Origin of the sequence: Providencia sp. PROV122, from assembly GCF_028482365.1 — a bacterium.
In the GTDB taxonomy this organism is placed as follows: domain Bacteria; phylum Pseudomonadota; class Gammaproteobacteria; order Enterobacterales; family Enterobacteriaceae; genus Providencia; species Providencia stuartii.
This window is the reverse complement of sequence record NZ_JAMPQI010000002.1, coordinates 54,781-75,444: the sequence shown is the minus strand read 5'-3', so window position 1 is coordinate 75,444 and position 20,664 is coordinate 54,781. Positions and strand designations below refer to the sequence as shown.

The following is a 20,664-nucleotide window of genomic DNA, read 5'->3' as shown; positions in this document are numbered from 1 at the left end:
TAATAACATTCTAAAGTTAAAATAACTATTTGAAATAAAACAATAAAGCGATTTGAGCAAATCTTTATCACGCCTAAGCGTGTAATTTAACTTTTAACACCAGCGAAAAATGACTATTGATAAATCCCTTGCCCGTAAAATTAGCGGCGCATATCAGTCAACGTATAGCCAACTTGTCCGCTTTTTCCGCAATCGGCTAGGTAATAGTAACGATGCTGATGATTTATCTCAGGATGTGTTTACACTATGGCTTAATCGAAAAGAGCAATCTCCGATTAAAGAGAGCCGTGCTTATTTGTTCAAAATCGCCAATCATGTGTTAATTGACCATTGGCGACGTCATCAACGCCAATCCACGTCTGAAACAAACATTGATGATGCTTTACTTGAACAGCAGCTCGAAGAGACACAAGCTGATCCCAGTGAAATACTGGAGCATCAACAACGTATCCAGTGGCTTAGTGAGGCGATCGAGTCGCTCCCTCCACGGCGTCGCGAAGCTTTTTTGCTCTACCGATTTGATGGTTTGTCACAAAGTGAGATTGCTGAACGAATGGAAATTTCCATTAGTATGGTCGAAAAGCATATAGCAGCAGCTTTGGTACATTGTAAAAAACACCTTGATAATCAGAGCAATAATAATTAATGACACGTACAACACACTCTGAGCCGGATACATTAGATTCTATTGATGAGCAAGCAGCGCTGTGGTTCACCCGCAAGCACAGTCAGCAGATGAGCGCTGAACAGGCAAAGCAATTTGATATCTGGTTACACGCATCTCCTGAGCATGCGAAAGCCTATGAAGCGATTGCAGGGGTTTGGCGCGAGTTCGATTCAATGCCACGGCCAGCGTCTATTGAACTCCCCCCGAAAAAACAGCTCTTTTTCCGGTTATGGCGCCCATTGGGAAATACCTTAGCAGCGCTATTTATTGCCGCTATTTTATTCTTACCCTATAGTCAGCTACCCTCAATGTTGTTCAACAATATGACTCTCGTCGCAACTAATATGCCAAAAGAGGTCACTCTATCGGATGGCTCTGCATTATTTCTCAATCGCCAGACACGCGTGCGGGTAGCCTATGAAACAGAGGTTCGGCGGATATATCTAGATGAAGGTAACGCTTATTTCAAAGTCAAATCCAATCCTTATCGGCCTTTTGTGATTTTAGCCGATGAAAGGCGCATTCAAGTCATTGGCACTGAGTTTGAAGTCGATAGACATCAGCAACAAGTCGCTGTCCGTGTTAGCAAAGGGATAGTGAGTCTGAAAACAGGGCAAGAGCAAGCAACGACTTACCTGTTTGCTGGGGATAGCGCGACTAGCTCTGCCATCAATAGCCCTGTCAAAATGAATAAAATTGCGCCTCTTGATGTGGCAAGGTGGCGTTTTGGTGAGTTGAGCTTTACTGATAAACCATTGGCTGAGGTGCTCTCTGAACTTAACGCTTACTCACCCGTCAACATTGAATTATCACCGCCTTCTTTAGCGCAAAGTAAAATCTCTGGTCGGATCAATTTACGTCAACCTGAGTCATTTTTCCAAGCACTTCCAATGCTTTTACCTGTACAAGTCGTTTATCAAGACAAAAATAACATATTGATTATTCAAAATAAAAAAAATAAATGAAAATTATTTCGATTTACAGGTGAGGATAATTCTCATTTCCCCCTCTACTTAAGCAGTTGTTATTTATTTTGCCATTTTTAGCACACTTTTTGTGCCGCTTAAGAATAAGGGATACTCATGTCTATTCGATTCACCCACAAACGGTTTAAGCCGCTTGCACTGTTCGTTGCCGTTAGTAGCGCAATAGTTTGCCAATCTGCTGCTGCGCAAGAAGTCGCTTTCTCACTTCCAGAACAAGCACTAGCCACTTCTGTGGCACAGATAACCCAGCAAGGAAATATCCAATTACTGTATGACAAGAGCCAACTCAATGGCCTACGCGCGCCTGCATTATCAGGTCACTACACCGCACAAACCGCATTACAAAAAATACTTATCGGTAGCGGATTAGAGTTAGTCAGTGATAATGGCATCTTCGTGATCCGTTCACAGAACCTTAATCAAGGTACATTAGTCCTCCCCGAAACACAGGTTTCTGGGGTCGTACAACAAAATCACCCAGCGACAGATGTTATGTCTGCGCCACAGTATGTGACATCGGAAGAGATCAGCCAACGTAACACGGGCGATGGCAATATTACGGATCTGATGAAAACCAACCCTGCCGTTCAATTTGCTAATAATGACAGCAACTCAATGAACCAAGGGGAAATAAAGCCTTCGCGTATTTCAATTCACGGCTCCAGCAGTTATCAAAATGCTTATCGTCTTGATGGCGTTAGCTTCAACAATGACTTTGACCCCGCAGATAATGGCCTTGGTGAAACAGCAACCCGCTTAAGCAGTAGCGATCAGGGGATCTATATCGATAGTCGTCTTATCGATAGTATGGCGGTCTATGACAATAATATTCCTGTCGAATTTGGTGGCTTTACGGGGGGAACCGTTGAGGTTAATAGCCGCCGTTGGCAAGGTGAAAACAGCGCACATGCCTATTATCGGTTAACCCGCTCGGGTTGGAACAATTTATTTCATGATTCCTCGCTTGGGATCGATACGACCAAGAATGACACCGCTAACCCTGCTCGTTTCCAAAATCGCTACGATAAAGATGATTTTGGTGGTTGGTTCGAATTAGGTGTCAGTGAAAATTCAGGTATCGTATTTTCAGCATCACGCCGCAGTTCCACGATACCAATGACGGTAACTGGCGGCGATTCCGTTATCTTTGATGAAAATAATCAAGTGGAAATGGTTAATTTCGCTTCAGGTGAAAAGAAGCAGCACCGTACATCGGATAACTACTTCCTGAAATATTCGCTCGACCTATCAGATAAAAGCACATTAGATCTCTCAGCTAACTATGCCTCTTACGATAGTCGTCTATTTTCTGCTTCAGTCATGAATTCAGGTTATGATTCAACCCATGATGGACTGGGTTTTACCGCGATTTTTAAACATCAATTTGATATTGGCCAATTCGAGTTAACCGCGAACACCCAAACACTCAAAGATGATCGTACTGATGACCAAAAATATTCACTCACAGTCCGTGCTATTGACTATTCCACCTATCAAACCACGGAAAGTAGCAGCGGCGGTTTAGGCGATCTCACCTCAAAACAGAAAAATCATGGGTTAAAGGGGGTGATGCGTTTTAATACCATGGAAGATGGCATAGGCCTCACTCATAAACCCACTTTAGGCGCAGAGCTCAATTACACCAAAGGCACTTATCGACGAGATAAAGACTACTTCCGTTATACATACACAGGTAGCATAGATGACAGTGGCATGTATAACGGTTACCTCAGTAATGTCACTCGATTCCAAGCAGGAAGCCACGCTGCGGACTACACTAATTATGCTGTATTCCTTGATGACAATATTCAATACGGCAAGTTAACCATTCGTCCGGGGATCCGTTTAGATCGCGACGACTTCGTTAATCGTACCAATATAGCACCGCGTTTATCCGGTAACTACGACGTCTTTGGCGATGGCAAAACACAGATTATTGCAGGTGCGAACCGTTATTACGGTCGTTCAATGCTCACCTATGCCTTATATGGCGCACAAAATGATGGGATGCAATTATGCAATAGTTATGATGGCTGCTCCCTAGATCCTAATAAAAACGATTGGGATAACAAAAAAGATTATGAAGGACTTGATTCACTTAAAACCCCTTATAACGATGAGCTAACCCTTGCACTGCAACAGGAGATCTTATCAACCACATGGCGCCTACAATATGTCCACCGTGAAGGTTATGATGAGGTAAGAACGCGTACCAAATACGATACTCGTGATGCAAGTAAACGTAGCATTCGCACCTTTGATAATGGCGGTCGTAGTTCACATGACACCGTGACACTTTCCGTTAATAACAGCCAACCTTGGGAGTGGGCAGAAGCTTCTCATGTGATGACCGCTTCACTGACATGGCAGCAAAGTGAAAGTAATACGCCAAAAGATGCAGGCTATAACTCATTTGATCCTGCCAATAAAGTGAACCTCAACAAGGTATGGTATGACGGTAAAGTCATTGATGCCTCGAAACTGCCATCCACCAGTTTCAACTCGCCATTCAAATTAAACTTAGAACTGACCAGTGTTTGGGATGATTACGACCTAACTTGGTATAACCGCCTGCAATGGTGGGGCGCACGCGACCAAGCTGTTCGCTATGACAATGCCTACGCATTTGATCCCGAGTATGGGCAAGTTCGTAAATACACCAAACAGCACTTCTCCAGTAAATACACATGGGATACCCGCCTTGGCTGGAAACCTGATTTTGCCTATGGCTTTGGTTTCTCTGTTGAAGTGAACAATATCTTGAATAATAAAAATATCGCAGACCGCTTTGTGTTCGAAGATAGGGTGTTGAAATCTTACGATCCAGGTCGCCAATTCTGGCTACAGGTCAATTACGACCTTTAAATCTTGTTAGCAATGTGAGCAATCTACAACAACAATACGAAGAACGTCATGAAGACACTGAAACAATTTTTCTATTTAGTTAAACCTTTTTGGGGGCAGCGCGCTGCCCTTTTCTGCTGGCTACTGCTTGCCGCCTCACTGGGGCTAACCCTGTCATCGGTCTGGTTCAATGTCAAAATGAACATGTGGAACGGTGATTTCTATAATGCGTTACAGAAACTGGATGGTCAGGCACTCTATGGCCTCTTGCAATATTTTGTGGTGTTAGTAAGCGGATTAATTTTCGTGGTCGTTATGGGGAACTATCTCAAGCAAATGCTGATCATTCGTTGGCGTAAAGGCATGACAGAGTTAGTGCTCAATCGCTGGCTTTCTCCAAACAGTAAACACTACATGCTACGATTAACCTCACAAGAGCCAGATAACCCTGATCAACGTATTGCAGAAGATATTCGATTACTGATTGAATCGACACTGAATCTGCTGGTCACCTTCCTGCACTCAATGTTAACACTGGTCTCCTTTGCCGCTATTCTTTGGACACTGTCAGGTAGCCTCTCATTCAACTTGGTGGGTACTGATTGGTCTATCCCCGGTTATATGTTTTGGGCCTGTATTATTTACACCCTTATTGGTATCGCCTTAACGCAATGGATAGGTTTCCCTCTACGTCGCTTAAATATGGATAAGCAGCGCCGTGAAGCCGATTACCGTAGCGCCTTGATCAATTGCCGTCAGCATGGCGATGCAATAGCAGGGCAACGTGGTGAGACGCAAGATAGAAAAGAGCTCATGCAGCGCTTCGGTGAAATTATTCGTAATTGGAACCGTTTAATTCGTTGCGAACGGAACCTCTCTTTTTACACCGTTGGCTACCAACAAGTGACCGCTCTCGCCCCTGTATTATTGGCGCTGCCCAAATTCCTCGCCGGCGAAATTATGTTAGGCGGTTTGATGCAGTTACGCCAAGCCTTTAGCAGTGTTGCCACTTCATTAGGCTGGTTTATTTTCGCCTATAAAGAAATAGCGGCATGGCAGGCTACCGTCTCACGTCTATATAATTTTGTGATTTTATTGGAAAATGATAAAGCGGCTGAGGTAGAAATCACCGAAGAACCACCTTTACTTGATGCCGCTGTTAAAGTGACTACCTCAGATAATCGCACTTTAATTGAGCATGTGCATGTCGTGACTAAACAAGGGGAAGTCACTTTAATTTCTGGGCGCTCCGGCATTGGTAAATCAACCCTATTACGTACTTTAAGTGGCCATTGGCCATTCTTTGAAGGTGCGATTAAACGTACAAACCACCTAATGTGGATCCCACAACGCCTTTATCTTCCTATCAGCCGTTTAGACAGCTTACTGGCATACCCTCAAGATGCTAAGCAATTTACAGAGGCTGATTTTAAACTCGCACTTAGCAAAGTGGGTCTAGAGAAACTGCACTATCAATTAAGTTTAGAGACAGACTGGCATAACCGATTATCAGGTGGTGAGCAACAACGCATTATGTTTGCTCGACTTCTTCTGAATCGCCCTAAATTATTACTTTTGGATGAAACCACTTCAGCACTTGATGAAAATAGCGCCCTTGAGTTAATTCAACTCATTAAACATGAACTACACGATAGCGCTATTGTGTTGGTTACCCATCAACGTTTCCTATCACAAGTTGCCGAACACACTCTTCCGCTTCAAGAAGCGCAAACTCGCGCCAATATAACCACAGGATTGCCTGAATATGCTTCGTAAAATATTACTCGCCGCTTTTATTGGCCTCAGCCTCACAGGCTGCGGGGTGTCTGCTTCATCCAGTACGATGGGGCAGAATTTATTGCCTATCCGTACTGATTTGCAACATTATCAATTAGATAATGGCCTAAACGTTTACCTATTACCGCGTTCTCAACCAGGTGTTGAGCTACGCTTATTAGTGAAAAGTGGCTCGTTGCAAGAAAACGAACAACAGCTAGGATTGGCCCATTTTACTGAACATATGGCCTTTAAAGGTACAAAACATTTTCCAGGCACAACAGGCTTTAAACAGTTAGAACAGCAAGGATTGAAGCTTGGCAGTCATGTCAACGCGATCACTAGCCTCAATTCAACCTTATATAAGCTATCACTCCCGAACGCCACACCAGCACAAGTCTCAACAGCCCTACAAGTGATGGCGGATTGGGCATCCAATATCTCATTTGATCAACAAGCGTTTGAAAAAGAGCGCCCAGTGATTATTGAAGAGTGGCGTTTGCGCCAAGGGATGGGCTATCGTGTTAATGATAGCCTTGAGCATTTACGCTACCACGGTAGCCGCTATGCAGAGCGTAACCCAATAGGGGAACTCGATATCGTTCGCCAAGCACCGATTGAACTGGCAAAAGAGTATTATGCGACATGGTATCAGCCACAACGTATGGCCCTGCTGGTGATTGGGGATTTCAATCAATCTACAGTACGTGACGAAATCAATACGCTTTTCGCTATACCAAAGCCAGAAACCTTGTCTCAAGACAATCCAGAATGGAAGCAGTTTGCTCACTCTAATTTGCTGTTAGTTCAACCAGTGTTTGATAAAGAGCAAGGCGCTCGTTATGTTCAATTTGCTTTGCAAAAAGACATTATCGCCCCTCTCAACACACGAGAAGGGCAATACGAAGATTTAATGGATAGCTTATGGCTCGCCATTCTAAATCAACGTTTCTCTGTCTTAGTGGATAATGGCGTATTACCCGCCATTAGTATTAATGAGCAAGGCTCGATGTTAGATAACCAGCGCTTACAACAATTAATGATTATCCACCCTAAAGGAGATGATTATATTGGCGCCACTCAGGTTTTATTTACTGAGCTACAGCGATTAGCGACTGAGCCGGTAACACAAGAAGAGCTTGATAGCGCTCGTCAAAATCTATTGAAAAAACTCAGCCAGCAGGCCGCCGCTGAACAGCGCTATGGCAATGATTATTTGGCAGGTCAATTAACCACCGCGCTTGAATATGAGATGCCAATGTGGAATAAACGCCAACAATTGGATAAGAGCTACCAACTGATTGGAAAAGTTAAACCGCACGATTTACAGCAGCACGTTGCTAACTTTTTAAATGAAGCTTCACCACGCTTAGCCCTAATTGGTCCTGATACTGACGCAAATAAAGTCAATCATGCGGACTTTAGTGAGCAGTGGCAAAATACCCGCCTAAGTTCACCGGGGCCATTCACCTTACGCTCTCAAGCGATCATTCTGCAATTGCCTAAAGTGGCTAAAGGCACAATCACTGAGCAGACTGCACTTCCTGTCGCAAAAACCGAACGTTGGCTACTTAGCAATGGTATTCAGGTCATCGTCAAAGCTGATAAAAATCTTAAAGAAGATATTCAGTTTAATTTACAGCTACCCGGCGGCCGTTCACTTGAAACCATGCAAACTGCGGGGCTAACAGATTGGGCATTAAAGCTACCAGAAAGTAGCGGTTATGGTGAATATAGCGCACGTGATTTGGCATTATTAGCGAAACAAAATCAGATTTCGCTTCGCCCTTATAGTGAATTGCTCACTCATGGTTTCCGCGGTAAGGCCCCTGTTGATAACCTCGAAACCGCCCTGCAATTACTGCACTTAAAATTGACAGTTCCGCAATTTAGCGGTGAAAAATTAGAGCAGCAGAAACAGTCATTTGCGTTGAACCTTGCCAAAACACCTGTTGAGCGCACCTTCCTTGATAATATTAATAAGGAAAGCTACCAGCACGGTGAACTGTTAGTCATTAACCCACAAGGTGGCTGGAAAAATTTCACCGCGGGCCAATTACAGCAAGCTAACCGCCAGTTACTCACTTCGACGGCGAATATGACACTGGTAATTAGCGGAGCAGTGAATACCCGTGACTTAAAACCATTATTAGAACAGTGGGTTGCTTCTATCCCTGCCAGTCATCATCAGCTGGCATGGCGTGATCAGGGGATCATGCCTAAAATGGCGAGCTTCAATAAAAATTACCCGATCAGCAGTAGTGATAAAAGTATGGTCAGCATCCAATTTGCTGCCCCTGCACAATGGACACAGCAAGATCAGTTAGCAATGCAACTGCTAGATACCATTGTGAGCCAACGTCTACGTGGCGAACTCCGCGAAAAAGCCAGCGGTATCTATGCACTTGGTTTTTCACAAATGCTGGCGAAAAAACCGCAGCCTTACTATTTTGCACGCCTCAACTTTACCACCTCACCAGAACGTACTGAGGAGATGTCACAGATCGCCCAAAAGACAATTAATCAACTACGTCACTCAGGGGTAAATAGTAAAGAATTAACTGAAGCAAAAAATATTTGGCTTACGGAAAATGCACAAATAACCGACAGTTCAGGTTATTGGACCGAGGCGTTAGCTCAGGTCGCTGCCGATGACCAACAATATCAGCGTCTAAACCAAGAGCGTGCCATTATCCAGCAACTTACGGTCAATGATCTCAACCGTATCGCCAATCAATATCTGGGGCAAAACCCGAAAGTATTTACGATGACACCATAACCGTAGCTATTGAAGGGGGTTAATTCCCCCTTTTTATTCGCTTAAAATACGGGCTGATAAAACGCTGCCTCACGAAAATACGATCATTTAATTATTTGACGTTCACTAGGCTTATATGATTAATGATCGTGTTTTCAAATAAAAAAGAGAAATAGCATGATGAACGACATCGTTATCCGTAGAGCAACCTTAGACGATATTCCCGCCGTCACTCAAATGCATATTGATTATTCGGCATACGCTAATACATTACAGCTACCCTACCCATCGACAGAAACTTGGGAGGCGCGTCTAGCTACCAATGATCCTCTCGTCACGCATTTTGTTGCTACTCTTGATAATACTGTCGTTGGGATCCTCACTCTCCATCAACCAAGTCAACAACGGCGTAAACATGCCGCGAGTTTTGGCATTACGGTCAGTCAAATGCACCAAGGAAAAGGTATTGGTTCGAAGCTTATGCAAGTGATGGTCGACTACTGTGATAACTGGTTAAACATCCGCCGTATTGAATTAGAAGTGTATGCCACTAATGACAATGGCTTGGGGCTCTATAAAAAGTTTGGTTTTGAACAAGAAGGTGTGATGCGTGATTACGCTTTCCGCGATGGCCAATATGTCGATGCGATTATGATGAGTAGGATTAATAAAAATCGAGGGTAATCAAACCCACTTGGGTGCCATGAGCTTCATTTTTCCCCAAATAAAAATGCCACGTGATGTACGTGGCATTACTCAATTAAAAATCATTTAATGATTATTTATCGCCTAATAGCACTGAATCCAATGCGATTTCAATCATTTCGTTGAACGTTGTTTGGCGCTCCGCTGAGGTTGTTTGCTCACCTGTTTTAATATGGTCAGAAACAGTACAAATGGTCAGCGCACGAGCACCGAACTCCGCAGCCACACCATAAATACCCGCAGCTTCCATCTCAACACCCAGAATGCCGTATTTTTCCATGACTTTGAACATGTCTGGATCAGGAGAATAGAACAGGTCAGCAGAGAATAAGTTACCGACACGAACATTAACATTTTTTGCCTTCGCAGCTTCTACCGCATTATGAACAAGTTCATAGTCAGCAATTGCCGCGAAATCGTGATCTTTAAAACGTTGACGGTTTACTTTCGAATCAGTACATGCCCCCATGCCGATCACAACATCGCGCAGTTTCACATCATCCATTACCGCACCGCATGAACCCACACGAATAATCACTTTTACACCAAAATCAGTGATCAACTCTTTTGCATAGATAGAGCAAGAAGGGATACCCATACCGTGACCCATCACGGAGATCTTACGACCTTTATAAGTACCAGTGAAACCTAGCATACCGCGAACATTATTCACCTGACGCACGTCTTCGAGGAAAGTTTCAGCGATATATTTTGCACGCAGCGGGTCACCTGGCATCAATACGACGTCAGCAAAATCACCCATTTCTGCATTAATATGAGGAGTTGCCATTATTATTATTCCTTATAAATCATTAAATTAAAGGGTTTAACATCATTACCTGATAATAGTAGCGACTGATAATACTCGCTGTCTACGGCAAATGACCCAATACTATCAACAATAAATAAGGCAGTTTCCTGCCTTATTTAATTTTTATGTTAACCAATTACAGCATTGGCTTGCCGTATTCCATCGGTGATAGATCGAAATATTTAGCGACTGTCTGACCGATATCCGCGAATGTTTCGCGATGACCTAAAAAGCCTGGTTTGACTTTCGGACCATAAATCAGAACAGGAATGTGCTCACGGGTATGGTCAGTACCATGCCAAGTTGGGTCACAACCATGGTCTGCGGTTAAGATCAAAATATCATCTTCTTTGACCAGTTCCATCAGTTCCGGTAAACGGCGGTCAAAGAGTTCTAACGCTGCTGCATAGCCCGGTACGTCACGGCGGTGACCATAAGCGGAGTCGAAATCAACAAAGTTAGTAAATACAATAGTCTTATCACCAGCCAGTTTCATTTCTTTCACAGTTGCGTCGAACAGCGCATCAATCCCTGTTGCTTTGACTTTCTTAGTGATACCTACATGTGCGTAGATATCCGCAATTTTACCGATAGAAACCACTTCACCTTGTTTTTCTTCAACTAATTTTTGCAGAATCGTTGGTGATGGTGGCTCAACGGCTAAGTCATGACGGTTACCGGTACGCTCAAAGCTACCAGCTTTATCGCCAATAAATGGACGTGCGATAACACGACCAATGTTATAGCCGCCGTTTGTCAACTCTTCACGAGCGATTTCACATAGCTCATACAGTTTGTCTAAGCCATAAGTCTCTTCATGGCAGGCGATTTGGAATACGGAGTCAGCAGAGGTGTAGAAAATCGGTTTACCCGTTTTCATGTGTTCTTCACCCAGTTTATCCAAAATAACCGTACCTGAAGAGTGGCAGTTACCTAAGTAACCCGGCAAATTAGCACGTTTAACAATGATATCTAACAGCTCTTGTGGGAAGCTATTTTCTTCATCCGCGAAATACCCCCAATCAAAGAGCACAGGCACACCCGCAATTTCCCAGTGGCCTGATGGTGTATCTTTACCAGACGAAATTTCGCTCGCGTAAGCATAAGCACCGATAATTTCTGAATTGGGATCAAGGCCAGCAGGGAATTTACCGCAAGATGCTTCAGCCGCTTTACCTAAACCCAATTTGGTTAAGTTAGGTAAATGCAGTGGTCCTTGACGACCTTTGTCTGCATCACCACGTGCACAGGCCTCTGCAATATGACCTAATGTGTTTGAACCTTCATCATTAAATTTGTGCGCATCACCGGCTGCACCAATCCCAAAAGAATCCAACACCATAATAAATGTACGTTTCATAACTTCTCTCCTGCGTCATCTTTCCTAATTAGGAAGTGCCACTGATAAAACTGTTTGTCAATTATTCACTAATTTGGCGATAAACCATTGGCGTCGTTTCTGGTTTTTGATCACCAATAACCATGGCCGCACGCACCTCTTTTGCCGCTTCTTCCCACGATTTCTCGCTATTAGCATGAATAATTGCTAGTGGAGTTTGATTATCAACCGAAGTACCTAACGCGGCGATATCGCTCAAACCAACACTATAATCAATCGGATCCGTTGCCTTACGACGACCACCACCTAATGTCACAACAGACATGCCGAGCGCACGTGTATCCATCGCGGTAATTATACCCGCTTTCTCTGCATACACCGCTTTGCTCAGTACAGCAGTAGGCAAATATTTGTTGTAGTTTTCAACAAAGTCACTTGGGCCTTTTTGAGCCGCAACCATACGACCAAAGACTTCCGCTGCCTTACCGTTATCTAAGACTGCTTGTAATTTTTGGCGAGCTTCTTCTCTATTTGCCGCCAATGAACCAGACACCAGCATTTCAACACACAGCGCCATCGTCACTTCATACAAACGAGGGTTACGGTATTCGCCCGTTAAGAACTGAACGGCTTCGCGTACTTCAACCGCATTACCGGCACTAGAAGCGAGTACTTCATTCATGTCGGTTAACAGTGCGGTTGTTTTACACCCCGCACCATTAGCGACTTTAACAATGGACTCGGCCAGTTGCTCTGATTTTTCGTAGGTTGGCATAAATGCACCTGAACCCACCTTAACATCCATGACTAGAGCATCAAGGCCCTCTGCCAATTTTTTACCTAAAATAGAGGCGGTAATCAGTGGAATAGAGTCAACCGTTGCAGTGATATCACGTGTTGCGTAAAAGCGTTTATCCGCAGGTGCGAGTGAACTCGTCTGCCCAATAATTGCAACACCAACGTCACGAATAATGTCACGAAAACGCTCATCATTAGGGAAAATATCGAAATTAGGGATCGCTTCAAGCTTATCCAGTGTGCCACCGGTATGGCCTAAACCACGCCCCGAAATCATCGGAACATAGCCGCCACATGCCGCTACCATTGGACCTAACATCAATGAGGTGACATCACCAACGCCACCCGTAGAGTGTTTATCGACGAGTGGGCCATTTAAGTTTAATGATTTCCAATTTAAAACGGTGCCTGAATCACGCATTGCTAACGTCAGGGCAACACGCTCAGCCATGGTCATATCATTAAAATAGATGGTCATTGCCAAAGCGGCTATTTGACCTTCAGAAACTGAATTATCGCGTACACCATTAATGAAGAAACGAATTTCTTCTTCGCTCAGTGGTTTGCCATCACGTTTTTTACGGATAATTTCTTGTGCCAGAAACACGGTATGCTCCTTAATTCAAACAGAATCTAGGTAATCGCTTAAGCGCGGTCTAATTAATAACTACTGCTTGATTTTTTAGTTTCAAAACCAAGCGTATTCAGCAAATTAGCTAACAGGCTTGATGCACCAAAACGGAAATGGCGAGCATCAACCCAATCTTTACCTAAAATTCTATCTGCTAATGCTAAGTATTGAGCAGCTTCTTCAGCGGTACGCACACCACCAGCCGGTTTAAAACCCACCGTTTTTGCTACGCCCATATCATGGATCACTTGCATCATGATCTCAGCACTTTCAAGGGTGGCGTTAACAGGTACTTTACCTGTTGATGTTTTAATGAAATCTGCTCCTGCTTTAATTGAAATTTCAGAAGCCTTACGGATCAGAGCCGGATCTTTTAGCTCACCCGTTTCAATAATGACTTTCAAAAGTACATTTGCAGCAGCGCAAGCCTCTTTACAGGCTTTCACTAAATCAAAACCAATTTTTTCGTTCCCAGCCATTAATGCACGATACGGGAAAACCACGTCAACCTCATCTGCACCATAAGCGATAGCCGCACGCGTTTCAGCCAGTGCAATATCAATATCGTCATTACCGTGAGGGAAGTTAGTCACTGTTGCAATACGCACTTCTGGCGTACCTTGCTCACGTAGTGCTTTACGGGCAACAGGGATGAAACGAGGGTAGATACAGATGGCAGCCGTTTGCCCCGCAGGACTTTTCGCTTGATGACACAGTGCAATCACTTTCTCATCAGTATCGTCATCATTCAGGGTGGTTAAATCCATTAGATTTAGTGCGCGTTGCGCAGCTACAGTTAAATCAGTCATAAAAACTCTCCAACTTTGTGAATTCTGTCAGAACAACACGTTCTTTGTTGGCGAGCGGGCTTGGTTCCTTAAAGATGCTACTCGAAAACCCGAATGTAGCAGCTGAATTCCTTCTCACCGCACAATGCCCTAGAGTGTATGCACTCTGAGAACTAGCAGTCCATAGCAGCTAATTTATACCTATTTGACCATGGAACTCGGCTATTTTATGTGCCACAAATCACATTAATTGCCTGAAAGTTACATTGTTAAATACATATTTGTGAACAATGTCTCAATTATACGCTAATTAGTCTCAATTTTATTCTCTCAAATGGCTTTTTATGACTTTTTTTGTCACTTCACGCCATAAATACACTTGATTAAGCGTAGTTCAAAAATAGAAGGATGAAATAAAAAGTAAGAAAGAATATAGCTGAAAATAATGAAATAATAATGAAAGAGAAAGGGCATTTGCCCTTTCTCAAAGATTTGAGGTTATATAATTGCGAGTGTTAGGAAGAAACCAGCAATTGTTGCACTCATTAAGTTAGAGAGTGTACCCGCGAGAACCGCTTTCATACCTAAGCGTGCCACATCACCACGACGGTTTGGCGCCATGCCCCCAAGCCCCCCAAGTAAGATAGCCACAGAAGATAGGTTAGCGAACCCACACAGTGCAAATGAAATAATGGCTTTAGTGTGATCAGACAGAACTTGCTTACCGGCTGCAAGTACATCCGCATCGGCTTTCATGTATTCACCAAAGTTCATAAAGGCCACGAATTCGTTGACAACAATTTTCTGTCCAATAAATGAACCTGCAATTGTTGCTTCACTCCATGGCACACCGATCAAATAAGCAATCGGAGCAAACAACCAACCTAGAATTAATTCAAGAGACAGTTCAGGGTAATCGAACCAGCCACCAATACCACCTAAGATACCGTTAATTAGGGCGATTAAAGCGATAAATGCCAGTAACATCGCACCTACGTTCAAGGCCAATTGCATACCGGAAGCAGCACCTGAAGCGGCTGCATCGATAATATTTGCAGGGCGCTCATCTTCAGCAATCAGCTCTGTCGCATTGACATTATCATACGCTTTTTCCGTTTCTGGCACTAAGAGTTTAGCAAACAGTAATCCACCTGGCGCCGCCATGAATGATGCTGCAATCAAGTATTCCATTGGAACACCCATTTGAGCATAGCCTGCCAGTACAGACCCAGCAACAGAGGCCAAACCACCACACATTACCGCGAATAACTCAGAGTTGGTCATGGTAGAGATATAAGGACGTACAACTAATGGTGCTTCCGTTTGCCCAACAAAGATATTCGCTGTTGCAGATAGAGACTCCGTCCTTGATGTGCCAAGTACTTTTTGCAGGCCACCACCAAGAATCTTGATAACCAGCTGCATAATGCCAAGGTAGTAAAGAACGGCAATTAAAGAAGAGAAGAAGACAATAATTGGCAGTACACGTAGTGCGAAAATAAACCCGCCGCCGCCGAATAGTTCAAACATTTTGTCAGAAACAAGGCCGCCAAAAATAAAGTTCATCCCATCTTGGCCATAACTGATGACTTTAGAAACGCCATCAGACATCCCTTGTAATACGCTACGACCTGCTGGTACATAAAGCACGAATGCACCGATAACGATTTGGATAAGGAAAGCCCCGCCAACGGTACGGAGTTTAATCGCTCGACGATTGCTGGAAAATAGTACGGCAATACCAATCAGTACTGCCATCCCAACCAGACTCATAATGAGTTGCATGGAAGTATCCCTGTTCACTTAATGCTAGATTGATGTAGAAAGAGAACCCATAAGTTCCCTTGACTCTTTGTGCGATGATTATACCTAGTCCCTTCCAAGAACCCGCAACCTACGTCACAAATACGCAGTGTAAAAAGTAACAAAAATTCAGTTCTTGTGACCAAAATCACATTTAATTATCAGTTTAGTCTGGAAAGCATCGTAGAACACAAAAAATAGGTGAAAAATCGAACGAGATATGCCGATGGAGGAATATAAACCAACTGTTCACTTAAGTGAATTTTGATGGCCTTTATTTGAGCAGATTAAATAATGATAGGCTATTTATGTAAAGTTGCTGCGCAATTTCATCTGGACTTTCGTGGCGTAGTTCACATAACGACTGAAAAATCCATTGAATGCGCTCAGGGCGATTGGGTTCGCCTTGAAAACCAGAGACAGGCATATCTGGTGCATCCGTTTCAAACACCAGTGAAGTAAGAGGTAACTGAGCTATCGCTTGGCGAGTTTTATTAGCTCGTTCGTAGGTGATGGTGCCCCCTACTCCAATCGAATAACCCAATTTAATAAAGGCTTGAGCCTGAGATAAGCTCCCCGCAAACCCGTGAATAACCCCACATGCAGGAACAGGATAACGGCGCAATATTGCCGCTAATTGGTCATGGCTTTTTCGCGAATGTAAAATAACAGGTCGATCATATTGCTTCGCCAATTTTAGCTGTGCAATCAAGACACGTTGTTGTAAATCAAACAACGGCTCTTGCATATAGAGATCAAGACCGATTTCCCCTACTGCAACACATTTTGGGCTATGTTGATGGAGATATTCAGCCAATGTTTCCAAGTGGTGTTCTTGAAAAACATTTAAATACAAAGGGTGCAAGCCGATAGCGGCATGCAGTTGTTGATGATCATGTGCTAACCCCCAAACACGCTCAAAATTATCGGCACTGACAGTAGGAATAATAATATCAGTGACCCCTGCCGCTTGAGCAGCCTCTAGGCTTTTATTGATATCACCAATAAAAGGTGGGAAATCAAAATGGCAATGTGTATCAATAAATCGGTTAGTCATTTTTCTCGTTGATCTGTTGCGCCGGCTCCTCATTGGCTGCCACAATTGCGCCCGTCATAATGGCTTGTGCTGTATCGGTCGCTTTTTTCGCTTTACGTTGAGCGACTAATTCACCATCATGCTGCGCATCAGATATCGCCTCTTCATAATCTTGGAGGATCTGCATCTCTTCATGGGCTGCACTTTCAAAACTAAAGCGATTGACGGCATCATTATTCATTGTAAAGCAGTGACCCAATGCGGCAATAAAATAGCGCCCACAACGACGACCGACATGATAATCCTGATTAAGTGCTGATAAGCGGCTTCCTAATGCACTACTTTTTAACGGTGTCGGTGGATAAATTTCAAAAATCTGTAAATCACCCGGTGGATTTTCAATAAACTCTTGAGTACGACGATAACTTTTCAGATGAACTTTTAGCATGGTTGCCATTCGTTGTAGACCATACTTTTCACCTTCTAGCCAGCGAGTCATTCTCTTGACCCATTCAGGGGTAAAGTACATTTGTGAAGGCACCGTACGGATGACGACAATCGTGTCAGCGCCCTGACGATATGCCTCTTCAACCGGTATCGCCGCACTGATCCCACCATCGTGATACAAAGTCCCTTCAAACTCAACCCCCATGCGATAAAAACCGGGGATCGCACTGGATGCCCGAATGATATCGAGCCATGTATCCGCATTAGGCTTTAAAAATTCGGCTTCAAAATCATCGCTACGGCTTGCCCCCATATAAAACTCACGCCCCGCCTCCATTAACTCAATGCCAGAGGAAATATGCAGAGGAAACTCTTTCGAGGTGCTTTCCACTAACCAATCTAAATCGATTAAATGCCCCCCTCGAATAAAACGCAGTGGGTTGAAAAAGAGTGGGCTTGTCGTATAACGCGTGATCACTCGCCTAGCATAGCCATATTGACCACAGATATAAGCAGAGAGATTTTGTGCTCCCGCCGATGTGCCAATCATGATATCAAAGGGGTTAAAGCCTGTTTTTAAAAACTCATCCAAAACACCGGCCGTAAAAATACCGCGTTGCCCTCCACCTTCACAGATAAGCGCTGTTTTTCCTTTATTTAGCTCATCATAAAAAGCCAAAGGCTCAATACTGCCAAGTGTTACTGATACATGTTTTCCCATCTTCGTCCCCTGACAACCTTCTACACATAGCGATAGGATGCCTATGTATAAACACAGCCCCATAAAGTAAATTGTCACGAATCAACAATGTAAAAACTGAACCTCTCAGTGAGGTTCAGTTTTTAACTTTGAGCAAATTATTTTAGTCGCTCAACTCACCCAATATGTGCTGACTTGAGCTATTGTGCTGGCCGTTATCGATTAATTCGCCACAACTAAACCATTTTGTACTGATTTTACACCTTCAACCATCGAGACAACCTGAACAATTTTATCGACTTGGTTATTCGATTTCACAAACCCAGAGAGGTAAACAACGCCGTTAACTGTCTTCACCGAAATCGAATTACTGTCGATACCACTGGTTGTTAGCAGCTTACTTTTGACCTTAGCAGTGATGGAGGAATCGTCCATATAGTTATCGACACTTTTCGCGCCACTGGATATCGCTTCGCTGGTATCTTTCCCTGCAATATCTGCTGTTTTAACTGCGCTATCCCAAGTTTCAGCAGCTTGCTCTTTCAATGGGGAGTTTGCCGATGAGCTACACGCAAATAAGGTCCCACTTAACCCAATAACAATTAAAGAACGTAAAAGTGCTGAATGTTTCATCGGTACCTTCCTTATCAACTACTGTTTTAAGTATTGAAATACCCACTGTATCGCCATAATCGACGTCATACGCCATATGCCTAAGCGCTGTCGCTATTTCAATTGATAACTATAGACTATGGGAAAAGCCCCTTGAAATAAAGTATTCAAACGCAAAAGACAGAGTAATCTGCAATATTTAGATAAAAAAACAGGAGAGTATTCGAAAATGGATGGTTAATTTGGGAAAACCCACTACAAAAAAGGCCTTTCTGTAGTGGGCTTAGCCTGAAAATAAAATTAGTGTTCGCGGGTTTTACGGAATTTGACTTCCGGATAACGCTCACTGGTCAAGTTTAGGTTAACCATGGTTGGAGCGATATAAGAAAGATTATCGCCGCCATCAAGTGCTAGGTTCTGCTCGTTCTTACGCTTAAATTCTTCGAATTTCTTCGCGTCATCACACTCAACCCAACGTGCCGTTGATACGTTAACCGCTTCATAAATGGCTTCAACGTTATATTCACTCTTCAAACGAGATACAACGACATCAAACTGCAACACCCCCACAGCACCAACAATCAAATCATTATTGGTCAGTGGACGGAAAACCTGTACAGCCCCTTCTTCTGACAACTGAACCAACCCTTTAAGCAATTGTTTTTGCTTTAATGGGTCGCGCAAACGAATACGACGGAACAGCTCAGGTGCAAAGTTAGGGATCCCCGTAAATTTCAGATCTTCCCCTTGTGTGAAGGTATCACCAATTTGGATCGTACCGTGGTTATGTAAACCAATAATGTCACCCGCATACGCATTTTCGACATGAGAGCGATCACCTGCCATAAAGGTCAGCGCATCAGAGATGACGACATCTTTTTTCGTACGCACCTGACGCAGCTTCATACCTTTTTCATAAGTTCCTGAAACAATACGCATGAAAGCAACACGGTCACGGTGTTTTGGATCCATATTCGCCTGAATTTTGAAGACGAAACCGGTAAATTTCTCTTCTGTAGCTTCAACTTCACGCACATCAGTTTGACGAGGCTGAGGCGATGGCGCCCACTGGACTAAACCATCTAACATATGATCCACACCAAAGTTACCAAGTGCAGTACCAAAGAAAACCGGAGTCAATTCGCCTTCAAGGAAAGCATCATGATCGAACTCATGAGAGGCCCCTTTTACCAACTCCAACTCATCACGTAGCTGAGCCGCTAATTCGTCACCGACTTCTTTATCTAAATCAGGGTTATCTAACCCTTTAATAATACGGACTTCTTGGATTGTATGACCTTGGCCTGTTTGATAAAGGATCGTTTCATCACGTAATAAGTGATAAACCCCTTTGAACAACTTACCGCAACCAATGGGCCACGTAATTGGGCAACATGCGATATTCAGCTCATTTTCAACTTCGTCCATTAACTCCATTGGGTCACGAATATCACGGTCAAGTTTATTCATAAAAGTCAAAATCGGCGTATCACGCAAGCGAGTGACTTCCATCAATTTGCGAGTTCTATCCTCAACCCCTTTACCGGAGTCGATGACCATCAAGCAGCAGTCAACCGCCGTTAAAGTACGATAAGTATCTTCAGAGAAGTCTTCGTGCCCCGGGGTATCCAACAAATTAACTAAACAATCATGATAAGGGAATTGCATCACCGATGTGGTAATTGAGATACCACGTTGCTTTTCCATCTCCATCCAGTCTGATTTTGCGTGTTGATTTGAACCGCGGCCTTTTACCGTTCCCGCACGCTGAATCGCTTGCCCAAATAGCAATACTTTTTCAGTAATGGTGGTTTTACCTGCGTCAGGGTGAGAGATGATCGCAAACGTCCTGCGCGCGTTGACTTCATGTAGAAAATTCTGATCTGCCATTTAACCGTTCTTTTTTGTTTGAATACAGATTTGTACATGCATTAGGAGAGGCAATAGGTGGCTCTTAGCTCAG

General features: G+C 43.6%; 15 protein-coding genes. 6 read left to right on the top strand and 9 right to left on the bottom strand.

Going from position 1 to position 20,664, the window contains the following annotated elements; genetic code table 11:
* Positions 1 to 109: 109 nt before the first annotated feature.
* From PSE69_RS01985 to PSE69_RS01960, 6 genes are all read left to right on the top strand, one after another.
* Positions 110 to 646: an RNA polymerase sigma factor gene (locus PSE69_RS01985; RefSeq protein WP_014656824.1), complete on the top strand. Its 537-nt coding sequence runs from the start codon at positions 110 to 112 to the stop codon at positions 644 to 646.
* Entirely contained in the window at positions 646 to 1,632 is a 987-nt protein-coding gene (locus PSE69_RS01980; protein WP_004926667.1) for a FecR family protein, read from the top strand. The genes PSE69_RS01985 and PSE69_RS01980 overlap by 1 nt, the downstream gene beginning before the upstream one ends.
* A 117-nt stretch (positions 1,633 to 1,749) precedes the next feature.
* On the top strand, positions 1,750 to 4,518 hold the full coding sequence (locus tag PSE69_RS01975) for a secretin and TonB N-terminal domain-containing protein (RefSeq protein WP_121874834.1): 2,769 nt from the start codon (positions 1,750 to 1,752) through the stop codon (positions 4,516 to 4,518).
* A gap of 48 nt (positions 4,519 to 4,566) precedes the next feature.
* Positions 4,567 to 6,273 carry an ABC transporter ATP-binding protein/permease gene (locus tag PSE69_RS01970; RefSeq protein ID WP_121874835.1) on the top strand — a complete coding sequence of 569 codons (1,707 nt, stop codon included), beginning with the start codon at positions 4,567 to 4,569 and terminating at the stop codon, positions 6,271 to 6,273.
* On the top strand, positions 6,263 to 9,052 hold the full coding sequence (locus PSE69_RS01965) for a M16 family metallopeptidase (RefSeq protein ID WP_121874836.1): 2,790 nt from the start codon (positions 6,263 to 6,265) through the stop codon (positions 9,050 to 9,052). The genes PSE69_RS01970 and PSE69_RS01965 overlap by 11 nt, the downstream gene beginning before the upstream one ends.
* A 159-nt stretch (positions 9,053 to 9,211) precedes the next feature.
* Positions 9,212 to 9,715 (top strand): GNAT family N-acetyltransferase, encoded by a 504-nt coding sequence (locus PSE69_RS01960; protein WP_169342152.1) that lies wholly within the window; start codon positions 9,212 to 9,214, stop codon positions 9,713 to 9,715.
* A 94-nt stretch (positions 9,716 to 9,809) separates the two neighbouring features.
* On the opposite strand, the gene deoD is transcribed toward PSE69_RS01960, so the two are convergent.
* From deoD to prfC, 9 genes are all read right to left on the bottom strand, one after another.
* Positions 9,810 to 10,526 carry a purine-nucleoside phosphorylase gene (deoD, locus tag PSE69_RS01955; RefSeq protein WP_004926652.1) on the bottom strand — a complete coding sequence of 239 codons (717 nt, stop codon included), beginning with the start codon at positions 10,524 to 10,526 and terminating at the stop codon, positions 9,810 to 9,812.
* A gap of 157 nt (positions 10,527 to 10,683) precedes the next feature.
* Positions 10,684 to 11,907 (bottom strand): phosphopentomutase, encoded by a 1,224-nt coding sequence (gene deoB, locus PSE69_RS01950; RefSeq protein WP_076914510.1) that lies wholly within the window; start codon positions 11,905 to 11,907, stop codon positions 10,684 to 10,686.
* A 61-nt stretch (positions 11,908 to 11,968) separates the two neighbouring features.
* On the bottom strand, positions 11,969 to 13,291 hold the full coding sequence (gene deoA / locus PSE69_RS01945; RefSeq protein WP_004926646.1) for a thymidine phosphorylase: 1,323 nt from the start codon (positions 13,289 to 13,291) through the stop codon (positions 11,969 to 11,971).
* Positions 13,292 to 13,344: 53 nt separating this feature from the next.
* On the bottom strand, positions 13,345 to 14,124 hold the full coding sequence (gene deoC, locus PSE69_RS01940) for a deoxyribose-phosphate aldolase (protein ID WP_004926644.1): 780 nt from the start codon (positions 14,122 to 14,124) through the stop codon (positions 13,345 to 13,347).
* Between the two features lie 477 nt (positions 14,125 to 14,601).
* A complete protein-coding gene (locus PSE69_RS01935) occupies positions 14,602 to 15,876 on the bottom strand; it encodes a NupC/NupG family nucleoside CNT transporter (protein ID WP_169342151.1) in 1,275 nt (424 codons plus the stop codon).
* 304 nt (positions 15,877 to 16,180) lie between these two features.
* On the bottom strand, positions 16,181 to 16,963 hold the full coding sequence (locus tag PSE69_RS01930; RefSeq protein ID WP_121874837.1) for a TatD family hydrolase: 783 nt from the start codon (positions 16,961 to 16,963) through the stop codon (positions 16,181 to 16,183).
* Positions 16,956 to 18,110 carry a patatin-like phospholipase family protein gene (locus PSE69_RS01925; protein ID WP_014656831.1) on the bottom strand — a complete coding sequence of 385 codons (1,155 nt, stop codon included), beginning with the start codon at positions 18,108 to 18,110 and terminating at the stop codon, positions 16,956 to 16,958. Before PSE69_RS01925 ends, PSE69_RS01930 begins: the two co-directional genes overlap by 8 nt.
* A gap of 201 nt (positions 18,111 to 18,311) precedes the next feature.
* Positions 18,312 to 18,722, bottom strand: a complete 411-nt coding sequence (locus PSE69_RS01920) for a BON domain-containing protein (RefSeq protein ID WP_004926633.1) — start codon at positions 18,720 to 18,722, stop codon at positions 18,312 to 18,314.
* A 279-nt stretch (positions 18,723 to 19,001) separates the two neighbouring features.
* Complete coding sequence (prfC, locus tag PSE69_RS01915; RefSeq protein WP_004926630.1) at positions 19,002 to 20,591, bottom strand: peptide chain release factor 3; 1,590 nt, start codon at positions 20,589 to 20,591, stop codon at positions 19,002 to 19,004.
* Between the last annotated feature and the right edge of the window lie 73 nt (positions 20,592 to 20,664).

Coding starts and splice junctions, on each gene's coding strand:
- PSE69_RS01975 (WP_121874834.1), top strand. CDS start 1,750: ATGTCTATTCGATTCACCCACAAACGGTTTAAGCCGCTTGCACTGTTC.
- PSE69_RS01965 (WP_121874836.1), top strand. CDS start 6,263: ATGCTTCGTAAAATATTACTCGCCGCTTTTATTGGCCTCAGCCTCACA.
- PSE69_RS01930 (WP_121874837.1), bottom strand. CDS start 16,963: ATGACTAACCGATTTATTGATACACATTGCCATTTTGATTTCCCACCT.
- PSE69_RS01980 (WP_004926667.1), top strand. CDS start 646: ATGACACGTACAACACACTCTGAGCCGGATACATTAGATTCTATTGAT.
- prfC (WP_004926630.1), bottom strand. CDS start 20,591: ATGGCAGATCAGAATTTTCTACATGAAGTCAACGCGCGCAGGACGTTT.
- deoD (WP_004926652.1), bottom strand. CDS start 10,526: ATGGCAACTCCTCATATTAATGCAGAAATGGGTGATTTTGCTGACGTC.
- deoB (WP_076914510.1), bottom strand. CDS start 11,907: ATGAAACGTACATTTATTATGGTGTTGGATTCTTTTGGGATTGGTGCA.
- PSE69_RS01925 (WP_014656831.1), bottom strand. CDS start 18,110: ATGGGAAAACATGTATCAGTAACACTTGGCAGTATTGAGCCTTTGGCT.
- PSE69_RS01985 (WP_014656824.1), top strand. CDS start 110: ATGACTATTGATAAATCCCTTGCCCGTAAAATTAGCGGCGCATATCAG.
- PSE69_RS01920 (WP_004926633.1), bottom strand. CDS start 18,722: ATGAAACATTCAGCACTTTTACGTTCTTTAATTGTTATTGGGTTAAGT.
- PSE69_RS01970 (WP_121874835.1), top strand. CDS start 4,567: ATGAAGACACTGAAACAATTTTTCTATTTAGTTAAACCTTTTTGGGGG.
- PSE69_RS01935 (WP_169342151.1), bottom strand. CDS start 15,876: ATGAGTCTGGTTGGGATGGCAGTACTGATTGGTATTGCCGTACTATTT.
- deoC (WP_004926644.1), bottom strand. CDS start 14,124: ATGACTGATTTAACTGTAGCTGCGCAACGCGCACTAAATCTAATGGAT.
- PSE69_RS01960 (WP_169342152.1), top strand. CDS start 9,212: ATGAACGACATCGTTATCCGTAGAGCAACCTTAGACGATATTCCCGCC.